Annotated in this window: 8 protein-coding genes; 3 read left to right on the top strand and 5 right to left on the bottom strand. The window is 56.6% G+C overall.

What is annotated here, in order from left to right; genetic code table 11:
- Positions 1 to 130: 130 nt before the first annotated feature.
- Complete coding sequence (locus LKE08_RS07210) at positions 131 to 1,273, bottom strand: SpoIID/LytB domain-containing protein (RefSeq protein ID WP_324703530.1); 1,143 nt, start codon at positions 1,271 to 1,273, stop codon at positions 131 to 133.
- A gap of 165 nt (positions 1,274 to 1,438) precedes the next feature.
- Here LKE08_RS07210 and LKE08_RS07205 point away from each other — a divergent pair, with 165 nt between their 5' ends.
- Positions 1,439 to 2,386: a ribonuclease Z gene (locus LKE08_RS07205; RefSeq protein WP_324703529.1), complete on the top strand. Its 948-nt coding sequence runs from the start codon at positions 1,439 to 1,441 to the stop codon at positions 2,384 to 2,386.
- 435 nt (positions 2,387 to 2,821) lie between these two features.
- Here LKE08_RS07205 and LKE08_RS07200 read toward each other — a convergent pair whose 3' ends face one another.
- Positions 2,822 to 3,373 carry a DnaJ domain-containing protein gene (locus LKE08_RS07200; RefSeq protein ID WP_324703528.1) on the bottom strand — a complete coding sequence of 184 codons (552 nt, stop codon included), beginning with the start codon at positions 3,371 to 3,373 and terminating at the stop codon, positions 2,822 to 2,824.
- Between the two features lie 133 nt (positions 3,374 to 3,506).
- Positions 3,507 to 4,184, bottom strand: coding sequence for an N-acetylmannosamine-6-phosphate 2-epimerase (locus tag LKE08_RS07195; protein WP_324703527.1), 678 nt, complete (start codon positions 4,182 to 4,184; stop codon positions 3,507 to 3,509).
- A 69-nt stretch (positions 4,185 to 4,253) separates the two neighbouring features.
- On the opposite strand from LKE08_RS07195, the gene LKE08_RS07190 reads away from it, so the two are divergent.
- Complete coding sequence (locus LKE08_RS07190) at positions 4,254 to 5,234, top strand: glutathione S-transferase family protein (RefSeq protein WP_324703526.1); 981 nt, start codon at positions 4,254 to 4,256, stop codon at positions 5,232 to 5,234.
- On the opposite strand, the gene LKE08_RS07185 is transcribed toward LKE08_RS07190, so the two are convergent.
- Both LKE08_RS07185 and LKE08_RS07180 read right to left on the bottom strand, forming a co-directional pair.
- Positions 5,223 to 6,953 carry an EAL domain-containing protein gene (locus LKE08_RS07185; protein WP_324703525.1) on the bottom strand — a complete coding sequence of 577 codons (1,731 nt, stop codon included), beginning with the start codon at positions 6,951 to 6,953 and terminating at the stop codon, positions 5,223 to 5,225. The two genes, LKE08_RS07190 and LKE08_RS07185, sit on opposite strands and share 12 nt — an antisense overlap.
- Positions 6,950 to 8,137, bottom strand: coding sequence for an ATP-binding protein (locus LKE08_RS07180; protein WP_324703524.1), 1,188 nt, complete (start codon positions 8,135 to 8,137; stop codon positions 6,950 to 6,952). Before LKE08_RS07180 ends, LKE08_RS07185 begins: the two co-directional genes overlap by 4 nt.
- 412 nt (positions 8,138 to 8,549) lie before the next feature.
- Between LKE08_RS07180 and LKE08_RS07175 the strand changes: the two genes are divergently transcribed.
- Entirely contained in the window at positions 8,550 to 15,773 is a 7,224-nt protein-coding gene (locus tag LKE08_RS07175) for a PAS domain S-box protein (RefSeq protein WP_324703523.1), read from the top strand.
- The last annotated feature ends 69 nt before the right edge of the window (positions 15,774 to 15,842 follow it).

Raw genomic sequence — 15,842 nt, 5'->3', positions numbered from 1 at the left:
TTGAAAGAAACCCGGTTTCTAGAAGCTTTTCTTTTTCCCCGCACAGATATTGAAAGAAACCCGGTTTCTAGAAGCTTTTCTTTTTCCCCGCACAGATATTGAAAGAAACCGGGTTTCTAGACCCGATAATTTACTGAATCTGAATCCGTGCCAGAGTCGTATTCCGATAATAATGGGCGAGAATTTGCTGGTAATTGTAACCCGAATTCGCCAAATTATACGCCCCCCACTGACTCAAGCCGACCCCGTGGCCGAACCCGCGGCCGTTGACCACAAAATTGCCCGAACTGCCGTTGCGATTCACCCGAAATCGGGTACTCCGCAACCCCAACGCCCGGGCGATATCCTCGCCGCTGACCACCCGAGTCCCCCCACTTCCCACCACCTTCATAGTAATCACACTGCCGAAAGCCGAAGTCCGCTCCGGCGTCATGGATGTCACTTCGCCCACCCCAGAAATGCGGTTGCTGAGGTCACTCACCGAAAAAGTTTTTGTCCACTCGAACACCGGAGAACCGCGATCGAAATCCGGAACCCCCCGCAGGTAGGGCAGCGGGTTGTCCCAGACATCCTCCACATTTTCCGTGTGCCCCCCGGAAGACGAGTGAAACACCGCCAAAATCACCTGGCCGTTGTAGGTCAACACCTGGCCCGCCGTGGCATTCACCGCCGCCTGGGTTCCCGCCGACTCCCCGGACACCCCCGGATACACCTGGGAATTCTGGTCGTCGCCGAGATCGAAGAGTTCGCCGCTGTTATTTTGACGCTTGTAGAGGGCGTAGGTCCGCGCCGCCACCGCCTGGGCTTTCAAAGCCTCCTGGGGCCAATTTCCCCCCATTTCCGCCCCCAGGACGCTGTAGAGATACTGTTCGAGATCGACATAATTGATCGCCGTCAGACCGCCGTTGCGGGGCACGAGCAACACCCGCCCCCGATACCATCCATCCCCGATCCACACCTGGCCGTTTTCCGCCGGTTCCACCCAAATTTGGCTCGCCTTCCACTCTCCGATCGCCACCTGACCCGATGCGGACTGGGCGACGCTTCCCCCCATTTGGGAGAGTTGGCCCAACACGCGACCGCTCCCGTCCCGAACCGTGGCGGCGGTGGAACTTCCCACCTTCACCTGGGAGGCTCCCGTTTCCACCGCCACCCGCATCAAAACGGAAGCCGCCGCCGGGGAAACTGACAGCAGCCAGAACAGCAGAGACAGCCCCCCGTAACGCTTCAGAGGCCGAAAAACGAGGGAAGTTACAAAGATGCCAGAAGTCATGGTGTCGGTATTCGGTAGATGGTATACCTAGATACAATTAAATCCCGATAGAATCGTGGTAGGGGCAGTGCGTCTGTGCCTGCCGCATTCAGGGGCAGTGCGTCTGTGCCTGCCACATCCTGGATTTATAACACACAGTGAAATTGGATTGGGGGAATCGAAGTTTTGCAAATTACCTTTCTAGGAACCAGTTCCGGCGTCCCGACGCGATCGCGCAACGTCTCCGGCATCGCCCTGCGTCCCAGCCAGCGGGCGGAAGTTTGGCTGTTCGACTGCGGCGAGGGAACCCAGCACCAATTTCTCCGCAGCGAACTCAGGGTCAGCCAACTCAACCGTATCTTCATCACCCATATGCACGGCGACCACATTTTCGGATTGATGGGGTTACTCGCCAGTTGCGGTCTGGCGGGAAATGCCACCCGCATCGATATCCACGGTCCGGCCGACTTGGAAAGGTACATCAAATCCTGCATCCGCTACTCCCACACCCATTTTTCCTACCCCGTCAAAATCCACCCCGTCCAACCCGGCATCATTTACGAAGATAACGAATATATCATCCGCTGCGGCCCCCTGAAACACCGCGTCCCGGCCTTCGGCTACCGGGTGGAAGAAAAAGATCGCCCCGGACGGTTTAACGTGGAAAAAGCCAAGGCGTTGGGCATCCCGCCCGGACCCGTTTACGCCCAACTGAAACGGGGGGAAATTGTCACCCTCCCGGACGGCCGCATCATCAACGGTTCCGCCCTCTGCGGCCAGCCGGAAATCGGCCGCAAATTCGTTTACTGTACCGACACGGTTTTCTGCGAAGGGGCCGTGGAACTCGCCCAGGGTGCGGACGTTTTGGTGCACGAGGCGACCTTCTCCCACGTTGATGCGGAGATGGCATTTCAGCGCCTCCATTCCACCTCCACGATGGCGGCGCAGGTGGCTCTTGCCGCCGGGGTGAAAACGCTGTTGATGACCCATTTCAGCCCCCGCTACGCGCCGGGAAACGATATCATTTTGGAGGATTTGTTGAAGGAAGCCCGGGCGATTTTTCCGAATACGGAAATGGCTCACGATTTTATGACTTACGAGATCCCCCGGAATCAGGAATTGGTGTCGGTTTAGGAGAAGTCGGAGCGATCGTCTAAATCATCGAAAAGAGAGAGTTGTCGCATCGTTTCTGCAACCCGTTCGGGTCCGGCAGGTAATGCGCGTTGGAGTTGACTTAATTTCAACAATAGAATTCTGCGCCTATTGTATAACTTTAAAATGGCTTGATGTTTGTTCGGATAATGCCACTCAATAAAGTCGATAAAGTTATCCACCGTACAGCTTTTGTCATTGCCACCATTCCACTGCGTGAAGAAGCAATAGCATTGACCTTCACATCAAAATTTTGGGGTTTCAAGTCCAAAGCAATACTAAGCTGAGTGTCTTTAATGTAAAATGTTGTGCTGTCAAAGTTCATGCCAATTTATCTTCCAATTATTTTTAAAATTGACCGGCTTATCGAAAAATAGATAACGAAAATTAATCGCACAATATCAATTATTGACGTATTTACAACTCGAATACAATGCTTTTATACATGATTTCAATTTTTTCAAAAATTTGCCTGTCTCCAGTTTCTGGATTGTCGGGATGATAAATTTTAGATAACCGATAATAAGCCTTTTTGATGTCATCTTTGGTAGCAATTTTAGGGTCTAAACCAAATACCTGCCAAGGCTTGAAATATTGAAACACATCGATTCCGTTAATACAACCATACCCTTCTTGATTCTGCTCGTGGGGCAATATTCCAATAAATTTTCGATACATTAACTCCCAGCTCGATTTGAATCGAAAATTTAATTTTTCCATGCCCTCTGTCGCCATTTTAAAGGCACCCGATCGCTTCAAATCATCGGTATTGTTAACACTAAAGCGATTGTAAATTGCTGTTTTCAATTCGTCGATGCTCAAAGATTTGACGCTTTTATCGGATTTCTTGTCGGAATTTTTGACTACAAAATAGGCAAACTCCTCAAGGAGCTTTGCATCAACTTTATTGGTTTCCGAAAGACGGGTAATTTCGTCTTTAACTTTTGGGGTAAGAGTTGCCTGAGCCATATCAACAATCCAACGCCGAGTGTATTGTGGGCTTGTGGTGTTCCGATTATAGCAAAGTTTGAGGGATTTGTCACCGGGTAGAATGGGAAATTTTAGGGGGTGCGATCGCACCCAAATTTCACCCCCCATCGAATCAAGAAAAAGCCGCTTTCACCGCCTCATTAAATCCCTCTACCAAGTAATCGATGCCGGTAATTGCCGTGCCGACAACGATCGCATCCGCCCCCAACGCGATCGCCCGTTTTGCCATCTCCGGGGATGCGATTCCCCCCTCGCAAATCACCGGAATCTCCGCCCGTTTCGCCAATTCTTCCAGGAGTTCAAAGGCGGGGGGCGACAGGTTTTGAGTGGCTTCTGTGTAGCCGTATAGCGTGGTTCCGACCACATCCGCACCGGCTTCGATCGCGGCGATCGCGGCGTCTAAAGTATCGATATCCGCCATCACCAATTTGCCGAGTTTGTCGTGAATTTGTGCGATCAAATCGGACACCGTTTCGCCCCCCGGACGCTTCCTCAATGTGGCGTCGATCGCGATGATATCCGCCCCGGCGGCGGCGATCGCGGCGGCATCTTCAAATTGGGGGGTGATGTAGACGGAATAACCCGGAATTTGCCGTTTCCACAAGCCGATGATGGGTTCGGAAATCCGCTTTCGTACCGCTTCGACGTGGGCGGGGCTGTCGATCCGCACCCCCACGGCCCCCCGCATCACAGCAGTTTGGGCGATCGCGGCGATCATTTCGCGATCGTGGAGGGGGGAGTCGGCGGGCGCCTGACAGGAAACGATCAAACCGGAGGGGATGGAAGACATAATTTTTTTAAAATAATTTGGGACGGCTTTATAATAACGTTTAAATAATACATTGAGTCGTGAAAAATTATGGGACTTTTGATTGATGGCGTCTGGCATGACCAGTGGTATGACACCGAAAGCACGGGGGGCCGTTTCGTCCGGCAAGCGTCCCAATTTCGCAACTGGGTGACGGCCGACGGCAGTCCGGGAGTCGCGGGGTCCGGCGGCTTCAAAGCCGAACCCGGACGCTATCACCTGTATATTTCCTACGCCTGCCCGTGGGCCCACCGGACTCTGATTTTTCGGGCGTTGAAGGGACTCGAATCGATGATTTCCCTGTCCGTCGTCAATTGGTACATGGGGGAAAATGGCTGGACGTTTGAACCGGCGGAAGGGGTGATTCCCGACCCGATTCATGGGGCGAAATACCTCCACGAAGTTTATACGAAAGCCGATCCGAATTATTCCGGGCGGGTGACGGTTCCGGTGCTTTGGGACAAGCAAAAGCAGACGATTGTCAACAATGAGTCGGCGGAAATTATCCGGATGTTCAACAGTGCGTTTGACGGGGTGGGGGCGAAACCGGGGGATTACTATCCAGAACCGTTGCGGGGGGAGATCGACGCCCTCAACGATCGCATTTACGATACCGTGAATAACGGCGTGTACAAGGCCGGATTCGCGACGACCCAAGCCGCCTACGAAGAGGGGGTGAAACCGCTGTTTGAAACCCTGGATGGGTTAGAAGATCGGCTGTCTTCGCGGCGGTATTTGACGGGCGATCGCGTCACGGAGGCGGACTGGCGATTGTTCACCACGTTGGTGCGTTTTGACCCCGTTTATGTGGGGCATTTCAAGTGCAATCTCCGCCGCATCGCGGACTATCGGAATTTGTGGGGATATCTGCGGGATTTATATCAAATTCCGGGGGTGGCGGAAACGGTGAATTTCCGACACATCAAAGGGCATTACTACGAAAGCCATAAAAGCATCAATCCGACTGGCATCGTCCCCCTCGGCCCGGAAATTGATTTTATGGAACCCCACGACCGCAATTTAGTCGGGTAGTTGCAATTTTTTCCCGCTTTTCACCAGGGCCAAAAATTCGTCGGCGGGGAGGGGGCGACTGAAGAGATAACCCTGGATTTCATCGCAGAGATTTTCGGCGATAAAGCGGAGTTCGGCTTCCGTTTCCACCCCTTCGGCGATGATCCGGAGGTTGAGTTGCTTGGCCATCGCCGTCACCGCCCGGACGATGGCTTGGGTTTTCGGATTTTGGTCTACATTTTGGACGAAGCAGCGGTCCAATTTCAAGGTGTCGAAGGGGAATTGATTCAGGTAGCTGAGGGAGGAGTAACCCGTGCCGAAATCGTCGATCGCGATTCCCAACCCCAGAGCTTTCAACGAATTCAATTTTCGGATCGACAGTTCCTCATTTTTGACCAAGACGCTTTCGGTGAGTTCCAATTCCAGATAGGAGGCATCCAAGGATTCTTGGAGTAAAATATCGATCAACTGTTTCCGGAAGTTAGTTTGGTTGAACTGGCAGGCGGAAATGTTCACCGCCACCGGCAGCGAGATGCCGACGGCCTGCCACGATTTGAGCTGGCGGCAGGCGGTTTTTACAACCCATTCTCCGATGGCTTCGATGGAACCGGTTTCTTCAGCGAGGGGGATAAAGACCGCCGGCGAGACGAAGCCGCGATCGCCCCGCTGCCACCTCAGCAACGCCTCCGCCCCGACGATTTCGCCGGTTTTCAAGTCCACTTTAGGCTGGTAGTAAAGCTGCAATTCGTTCCGCTCGATCGCGTGTTGGAGATCCGCTTCCAAAGCGATATAATCGGAATCGGCTGCATCCAATATTTCCTGATACATCGTCCAACAATTGCCGTTCTGCCGGCGGCTTTCGTGCAGGGCTGTTTTGCTGTTTTTGAGGAGGGAATCAATCTCCGTTCCGTGGCGGGGGTAGAGGGCGATGCCGAGACTCACCGTCAGAAAAATTTCATGTCCGTCGATGGAGAAGGGTTGGGACAGAGAATTTCGGATGATTTCTCCCTGTTGGCAGACCTCCGCTTCGGTTCTCATCGTCTCCAAAATCACGGCGAATTCTTCACCGTTCAGGTGGGCGACGGTACCTTGGGAGGCGATAAAATTCTGGAGGCGTTCTCCCACGGCTTTCAGCAGTTTTTCTCCGAATTCATAGCCCAAGGTATCGTTGATGCGGTTGAATCGATCCAAACTCAAACAGAAGATGGGAATCAGTCCGGAACGGAACAGTTCTGCTTCGTCCCGAATTTGATGGAAGCGATCGCGCAGGGCCAGCCGGTTGGGCAACTCCGTCACCCCGTCGCGATAAATGAGTTGATTGAGTTTTTCTTCGATGGAAAGGAGTTGATTTTGATAATGATTTTGAACGGCGGAATGTTTCTCCAAGCGGACGGTGATCGCCGTCAGCAGTTCCGTCGCCGTGCAGGGTTTGGTAATATAATCGTCGGCCCCCAATTCCATCCCCTTGCGGGCGTTGGTCCGGTCGGCCAAAGCCGTCATAAAAATAAAAGGAATCATGGCTGTTTTCGGATTCTTGCGGAGTTGGGAGAGGACGCCGTAGCCGTCGAGTCTGGGCATCATGACATCGCACAAAATCAGGTCGGGCTGCTCCTCCTGAGCCAGTTTTACGCCGAGCCGGCCGTCGGCGGCTTCCAATACCTGAAAATCTTCAATTTGGAGCAAGTCCACCAAGTTCTCGCGGACCAGCTCTTCATCTTCGATCACCAATATTTTTTTCATTTTTTTAGCATCAGTGGCAGTATGACAGTACAGGTTGTGCCGCCGGTCTCTTCGCTTTCCACGATGATTTCTCCGCCCTGTAGGTCCACAGCTTTTTTGACCAGCGGCAGTCCCAAGCCCGTCCCTGATATTGTACCGACATTGCTCGCCCGATGAAAGGGCTCGAACAGATACTCCCGATCTTTTTCGGGGATGCCAATTCCCCAGTCCTGGATGCGAAATATCAGGCGATCGCCCGAGCAGAACCAGTCAATTTTGATATCCCCTCCTTCGGGAGAATATTTGATCGCGTTGGAAATGAGGTGGCCCACAATCTGGTTGAGAAGATCCTCGTCGAGGTGGGCTTGAGGACAGTCCGTCTGGCCGGTCATCATCAAATTGTGTCTGTCCGTCGTCAGTTGAAATTCTTCGATCAAATTCGTCAAAAATTGGGCGATGTCGATCGCGGTGGGATGGGGGACAATTTTCCCAGCTTCCGCCTGCCCGATGATCAGAATTTCGTTCAACATTTCGGTCATCTGCTGGATGCCCAACTTGATCCGGTGGAAATGGGTTTTTTGTTTTTCGTCAGAAAATTTTTTGCCGTGATTTTCCAGCAATCCCGCCGAGAAAGAAATGGTGGTCAGGGGGGTGCGAAATTCGTGAGAAACTGTCGTGATAAAGCGACTTTTGAGGTCGTTAAATTCTTGCTCGATTTCTTGAAATCTCTGGCGGCCCATATCGCGCAGTTCGGCATTTTCGGCTTCCAGGCGTGCGACCTGCTCCCAGAGGGCGGCGAGGTCGATACTTTTCAAAAGGTTCGAGCGAGAAATCAAGCCGGCGAATTCATCCCCGTCGCCGACGACGACCAAATAATCCGCGGCCGTGCGATCGCACAACTGCCAGAGGGCGGAGATATCGGCCAACTCCGACGCTGTAACGGTGGGGGCTAAAGAACCCATCACCTCGGCGACCGGAACCCGGGTGAAATCGATCCCTTCGGCGACCCCCCGCACCACGTCAGCCGCCGTCAGCAGGCCGACGGGAATCTGATTGTCAAGGACGACCAGGACATCGACGGCCCCCCGACTCATCGTCGCGATCGCATCGTGCAGAACCGTTTCCGGCGCGATCGTCACCGGGGAGGGTTCCAGAATCAGATTTTCCAACAGACCCGTCTGCCAAAATTTAGGATGACTCGACATACTCAATCATACAGAGTGGATGGATACGGGGACTCTCGGACAGATTAAACCGCCCAAATTTGACCGTTATCTTCAAGTGTTTATCGCCCAATTTCGACCCAATATAAACGGGCAAGTTCAGCCCGAACTGCACTGGCGAAACCATCAATGTTTTGGAGAATCATCAATCCATTTAAAGTTGAATGTCACAACGGATATGCTCCCGAGCCGGGTGTTTGCGAGCGAAAAATCCGGCTCCAGACATCATGCCGGATGGGGTGTTGATCTCCGAGGGTTCTCAACTCGCCGACCAAAAGTTTCAGGGGGGTCGTTCCTTGTGAGACAACAGAGGCGGACTGATTCCGAGCTTCAGGGCTAAGATCAAATTAATCCGAACCCAAGATTATCATGCTCCCGGTTCATCCCAATACCCATGAAATCCAACACGACAAACTTTGACTCGCCCCTGCTAGAAAAGGCGATGGAGCTTCCCTTTCTTACTGTAACACCCGATCTCCCCGTGCCGGATGTGGCGGATCGGATGTATCGGCCGACTCGGGAACGGGACGTATCCGGGCCGACTCGGGGCACGGGAGGTGTCGGAACGCCCTACGCTTTGGTCGTCCGCGAGAATCAATTGCTCGGCATTCTGAGCGGGCGAGATCTGCTCCGCCTCGCCCTGGCCGGCGGGGGACTCGACGGCCTGACCGCCGGCGACGCGATGGAGTCCGATCCGCGAACCCTGCACCGGCGGGAGGTGGAAAATCCCCTCACCCTGCTCTCGGCGTTGCGGGAGTGGGGGGTCGATCGCCTGCCGATTCTCGACGAAACGGAAGCGGTGGTGGGCGTCGTCACCCGGGAACGGCTGCACTCGCTCCTGAAACCGTCCGAGCGCCACCTCAAACGCTGTCGCGTCGGCGATCGCATGGAGAAGAACCCGTTAGCCGTTTCCCTGACCCCATCGCTGCCGGACTTGGCGCGGTTGTTCGTAGAGCGCCGCCTCGGGGCGGTGGCGGTCGTCGAACCGTCCGGGCATCCCTCAGAACCCACCCCCGTCGGCCTGGTGACCGAAACCGACCTGGTGCCCGCGCTGATTCGGGACGGCTTCGGGGGGGGAAATGCCGGCACTCTCATGCGATCGCCCCCCCCCTGCATCCCCCGGACGGCCAGCCTCTGGGAGGCGCGGGGGCGGATGGAACGGGAGGGAAGCGAGACCCTGATCGTCACCGGGGAGCGGGGGGAATTTTGCGGCCTGTTCGCCCCCGCTTCGGAGCTCTCGCCCGACGATCCGGGCGACTGGTACGCCGTGGTGGAAAACCTACAGTCTCGCATCGATCGCCTAGAGCAAGAAAAACGCGACCTGCGTCGCCGCCAACCCGCATCCCGCCGGGGCGTCCGCCTGCTGGCCGAACTCTCCCACAAAATCCGGCAGACCCTCGACCTCAACCAAATCCTCAACACCGCCGTCTCCGAAATCCGCCCCCTGCTCGAGTGCGATCGCGCCATCATCTACCGCCTCGACCCCCACTCCGGGGGGTTCGTCGTCGCCGAATCCGTTGCCAAGGGGTGCGAATCCATCCTCGGGCAGAAGATCTGCGACCCCCACTTTGAAGCCGAATTCGCCGAACGTTACAAAAACGGGCGCATCCAGGCGATCACGGATATCGAGACGGCCTCCCTCACCCCCTGTCACCGGGACTTGTTGCGAGAGATCGGGGTGAGGGCCAACCTGGTCGTCCCCATTTTCCTCGCCTCCGAAACCTCGGAATCGCCGCAGTTGTGGGGGTTGTTGGCGGTCCAACACTGCCAAAGTCCCCGGCCGTGGCGGGCGTGGGAACGGGAGCTGCTCGGACAACTCGCCGCCCAAGTCGCGATCGCCATCGGACAGGCCACCCTCCTCCAACAGGCCCGCACCGAGAGCGTGAAACGCCGGTGCCTCGAAGAAATCAGTTCCGCCCGGGCGTCCCAACAGGCCGCGATCGCCCGACTGAGCCGCGCCGCCCTCACCCAAACCGACCTCGACCCCCTGCTGCGGCAGGCCGCCGAAATCGCGGCCGACACCCTCAAAATCAAATATGTGGCCCTATTGGAACGGCTCCCCGACGGCGGCACCCTTTTTCTGAGGGCGGGGGTGGGGTGGCCCGAAGACCGGCTCAACGCCGCCACCCTCCCGGCCGATCCCGACACCTACGCCGGCTATACCCTCGCGGCCGGAGTGCCCGTGACGGTGGACGACCTGCGGGTCGAAACCCGATTTCGGGGCTCGAAGGAGCTGCGCGATGCCGGCATCATCTCCGGCGTCGCCCTCCCCGTCGGCCGGCCCGACGATCCCTTCGGGGTTTTGGGGGTGTACGCCGATCGCCCCCGCTCCTTCGACGTCAACGACATCGACTTCCTGCAGGCGATCGCCAACGTCCTCACCGCGGCCGTCAGACAGCAGCGGGCCGAACGGGAACTGCACGAAAAAAATGCCGAACTCGAAGCCATTTTAGCCGCCGTCCCCGACCTGTTCCTCCGCATCGACGGCCGGGGCATGATCCGGGACTACAAACCCACCCCGACCACCGCCTTCCCCTGGGCGCCGGAAACCTTCCTCAACCGCCCCGCCGCCGGCCTGCCCGACCCCGACCTGGCCCGCCAATTTGAAACCGCCCTGGCCCGAGTCCGGGAAACGGGGGGATTGGTGGCGGTCGAATATTGCCTCACCCCGGAATGTCGCGACCTCCGGGGAGACGAAAACGGCGTCGAATATTACGAAGCCCGGTTCGTCCCCTTTCTCGACGGGCAAACCATCGTCATCATCCGCAATATCAGCGATCGCCGCCGGGCCCAACTCGGCTTGGAACGGCTCAACCGGGACTTGGAAGATCTCGTGGAACGGCGCACCGCCGAACTGCAACACAGCAACCGACAACTGCGAATAGAAATCGAGGAGCGGCGGCAAGTCGAGGCCGTCAAAGACATCCGCGCCCGCCAACAGGCGATCGTCGCCGAATTGGGCCGACTGGCCCTCTCCGACCCCGACATCGGCGCGATCGTCCGGCGGGCCGCGACGATGGTGATTTCCGGCCTGGGCGTCGAGTATTGCAAGATCCTGGAATCGGGCGCGGAGTCCCCCAACCGCCTCACCCTCGGCCTGCAAACCCCCGCTTTCGGGCCGGTCGATCTGCAAGTTTCCATCACCGGCGACCGCCGGGACGGGGAAACGACGCCGGACGCGATCGCCTGCCGGCGGGGATTTTACGGCGTCTGCCTGCCGATTCTCGGCCGGGGCGGAAGTTTGGGCACCGTGGCCGCCTACTCCCGCCACTCCGAAACCTTCAGCCCGGACGACCTGCACTTCCTCCGCAGCATCGCCCACACCCTGGCGACGGCGATCGAGGGGCGGCGGGCCGCCGAAACCCTGTCCGCCAGCGAACGGCGGTTCCGCACCCTGCTGGCGAATTTACCCGGCGCCATCTACCGCTGCGCCCGGGACGAAAACTGGACGATGGAATTCATCAGCGAAGCGATCGCGGACATTTCCGGCCACCCCGCCTCGGATTTTATCAATAACCGCGTCCGCACCTACGCCAGCACGATCCACACAGAAGACCTGCGACAGGTGGAAGCGGGCGTTTGGGAAGCGATCGCCCGCCGCTGCCCTTATATCTTGGAATATCGCATCGTCCGCGCCGACGGAAGCATCCGCTGGGTTTACGAAAAAGGTCAGCCGGCTTTCGACGACGCCGGAAACGTGCTCTGGCTCGACGGGGCGATTTTCGACATCACCGAGAGCAAACAGACGGCCATCGCCCTGGAACGGAAGACGGAGGAGTTGGACCGCTTCTTTTCCATCGCCCTGGACCTGCTGTGCATCGCCGACCTCGACGGCCGCTTCCTGCGCCTCAACCGGCAGTGGGAAACCACCTTGGGATATCCGATCGCCGAGTTGGAGGGGCAACATTTCTTAGATCTGGTCCACCCGGACGACGTGGCGACGACGTTGGAGGCGATGGGGACCCTGTCCGAGCACAAACCGATCCTCAATTTTGTCAACCGCTACCGCTGTCGAGACGGGTCCTACCGCTGGATCGAGTGGCGGTCTACCCCGGTGGGCGACCGCATCTATGCTGCGGCCCGGGATATCAGCGATCGCAAGCGCACCGAAGGGCAGTTGCGCGACCTCTCGGACCGCCTCGCCCTGGCCCTGAAATCCGGGGCGATCGGGACCTGGGAGTGGGATGTGGTCAACGACGTTTTGACCTGGGACGACCGGATGTATGAACTCTACGGGGTGGCGCGATCGGACTTCGGCGGAGCCTACGACGCCTGGATCGGCGGCTTGCATCCGGACGACCGCCAAACTGCCATCTCGGTCCTCGAAAAAGCCCTGGAAGGGGACGGGGAATTCGACACGGAATTTCGCGTCGTCCACCCGAGCGGTTCGGTCCGCCACCTGAAAGCCTTCGGCCTCGTCCAGCTCGGCGACGGCGGCGAACCCCGGCGGATGATCGGCATCAACTTCGACATCAGCGATCGCAAGCAGGCCGAACTCGACCTGGAAGAGAGCCGCCGCTTCATCGAGCGCATCGCCGACACCAGTCCCAACATCCTCTACATTTACGACCTGATCGAAAATCGCAATGTTTACGTCAACGGCCAGATCGGCAACCTTATAGGCTACACCCCCGCCGAAATTCAAAACATGGGGGACAGCTTCTTCCCCAGCCTCATGCACCCGGACGACTTTCAAGAAATGCCCGAATACATCAAAAAAATTGCCACCGCCGCCGACGGGGAAATTTTCGAGATCGAATATCGGATGCGGGACAAGGCGGGAAACTGGCACTGGCTGGTGAGTCGGGATACGGTGTTCGCCCGCACCCCCGACGGTTGCCCCAAACAGATGCTCGGGGCGGCCGCCGACATTACCGAACGCAAGCGGGTGGAGGAGCGGCTGCGACTGAGCGAGCGGGCGATCGCGGCCAGCAGCAACGGCATCGCGATCGCCGACCCCACCCTCCCCGACAATCCCCTCATTTTCGTCAATCCGGCCTTCGAGCGCAACACCGGCTACAAGGCTGCCGAAGTCCTGGGGAAAAACTGCCGTTTCTTACAGGGGAAAGACCGCCGCCAACCCGCTCTCAAAACCCTCCGAAATGCCCTCAAAAATCGGCAAAGCTGCACGGTGGTGCTGCGGAATTACCGCCGGGACGGCAGTCTGTTTTGGAACGAACTGACCATTTCCCCGATTTTCGATTCCCGGGGCAACCTCACCCACTATCTGGGCATTCAGAACGACATTACCGCCTCCAAACAGGTGCAAGAGCAACTGCAAAAGCAGGTCAAACGGGAACAATTGCTGGCCACCCTGACCCGCCGCATCCGGGAGTCTTTGGATTTGGAGTCCATTTTAAATACGACGGTGACGGAGGTGAAAAATCTGTTGGATGCTGATCGCGTTTTGGTGTATCGGATCGAGTCCGATTTGACAGGGGCGGCGGTGGCTGAAGCGGTCGATCCCGAGGGTCATCGGATGTTAGATGAGGCGTTTCCCGAGATGATGTTCCCCCCCGACTGTTACGACTGCTATACTCGCGGTCAAACCTATACACTTTGCAATGTTGATAATGTTGATGGGGAAGTCGTCACTCCCTGCATGAAAGCCTTCCTGGAACGGGTAGAAATCAAAGCCCAAATTGCCGTCCCCATCGTCCAAAGTCAAGGGTTGTGGGGGTTGCTGATCGTCCACCAGTGTTCCCGCCCCCGGCAGTGGCAACCCCAGGAAATCGAACTGTTGCAGCAATTGGCCGGACAACTGGCGATCGCCATCCACCAGTCGGAATTGTACGAGCGGTTACAGGCGGAATTGCGCGATCGCTCCCGGGCCGAACGGGCGTTGTTGGTGAGTCAAGAACGGCTGGAATATCTCCTGTCTTCGAGTCCCGGCATCCTCTACAGCCTCCAAGTGACGGGGGACTTCCGAGCTACATTTGTCAGCAATAATGCCACCCAAATTTTGGGCTACGACATCGCGGAATTGAAGGCCCCCGGATTTTGGATGGATCACATCCACCCCGAAGATTTGCCGAACATTCAAGCGGTCGGGTTGGCCCCCCTGTTCGAGCGGGGATATTACAATCACGAATACCGTTTCCTGCACCGTGACGGGTCCCACCGCTGGATTTACGACCAGATGAAATTGATCCGGGACGGCGAGGGAAATCCCCTGGAAATCGTCGGCTACTGGATCGATATCAGCGATCGCAAACAGGCGGAGGAACGCCTCCGGGCCACCAACGAACAATTGCAAGCCATTTTGGATGCCGTCCCGGGTTTCGTGTCTTGGATCGACAGCCAAGGTTACTATCAGGGGGTGAACCGACAACTCGCCCGCACCTTCGGCCTGACTCCGGAGGATTTTGTCGGCCGGGACGTGGGATTTTTGGAGAGTTCCCGGGGGTTCGCCGGATTTGTCCGCGAGTTCCTCAACCAGCCGGAACTGAAAACCAGCGAGGTGACGATCGAAACCCATTTGGACGGAGAAACCCGCTACCATTTGTTGGTTTCTCAAAAGTACGACCGCGATCGCTCCGTGGTGTCCATCGGCATCGATATCACTGACCGCAAACGCATCGAGGAGCAGTTGTGGGCGACGACTTCCCGGCTGAGTACATTAATTGAAAACTTGCAATTCGGGGTGTTGGTGGAGGACGAAATCCACGGTATCGTCTTGGTTAACCAGGCGTTTTGCGACCTGTTTGGAGTGGCGACACCGCCGGAAAAATTGTTCGGAAACGATGGTTCCAATTTTGCCCGGGAATATCAAGATTTGTTCGCCGATCCGACGGAGTTCGTGCGCCGGTCCCGGGAGATTTTGAGCGTCGGAGAAGCCGTCACCAACGAGGAAATTCGCTTCGCCGACGGCCGGACGATGGAGTGGGATTACGTCCCCATCGGCATCGGCGATCGCCATCAGGGCCACCTGTGGATGTACCGAGATATCAGCGATCGCAAACAGGCGGAAAGTCGCCTCGTCAGTTCCCTGCAAGAGAAGGAAGTGTTGCTCAAGGAAATTCACCACCGGGTCAAAAATAACTTGTTGGTGGTTTCCAATTTGCTGGAATTTCAGGGCGACTACCTCGAAGATGAAACCCTGATCCGGGTTTTGGAAGAGAGCCGCGATCGCATTTATTCGATGGCGCTCATCCACGAAAAACTGTACTGCTCCACCAACCTCGATCGCATCGATTTCGGCGAGTATTTGGAGAACTTGGTTGACAACCTGTTCGAGTCCTACAACGTCGCCGAAGACCGCATCTCCGTCGAGTTGGACGTGGAGGCGATCGACCTCAACATCGAAACCGCGCACCCCTGCGGTTTGATCGTCAACGAATTGTTATCCAATACCTTCAAACACGCTTTTCCAAACGGCCGAACCGGCAATGTCCGCCTGGAACTGCACCGCCTCCCCGATGACAAAATCGGCCTCACGGTGCAGGATGACGGCGTGGGATTTCCCCCCGACCTCGACTTCCACAATGTGGAATCTTTGGGGATGGAACTCATCTGCACCCTCACGGAACAACTGGAAGGAGAAATAACCATGCGACAAAACAACGGCACGATTTTCACCATCATTTTTTCCGAGCTGCACTACCGCAAGCGATATTGAGATTGTCCGGTGGGGGAGTAGAAACCGGGTTTCTTTGTCCATCTCTCATGGCGACAGAGACATCCTCGT

It is taken from the genome of Lyngbya sp. CCY1209, from assembly GCF_035615495.1.
In the GTDB taxonomy this organism is placed as follows: domain Bacteria; phylum Cyanobacteriota; class Cyanobacteriia; order Cyanobacteriales; family Microcoleaceae; genus Limnospira.
This window is presented reverse-complemented; position numbering and strand designations above follow the sequence as displayed.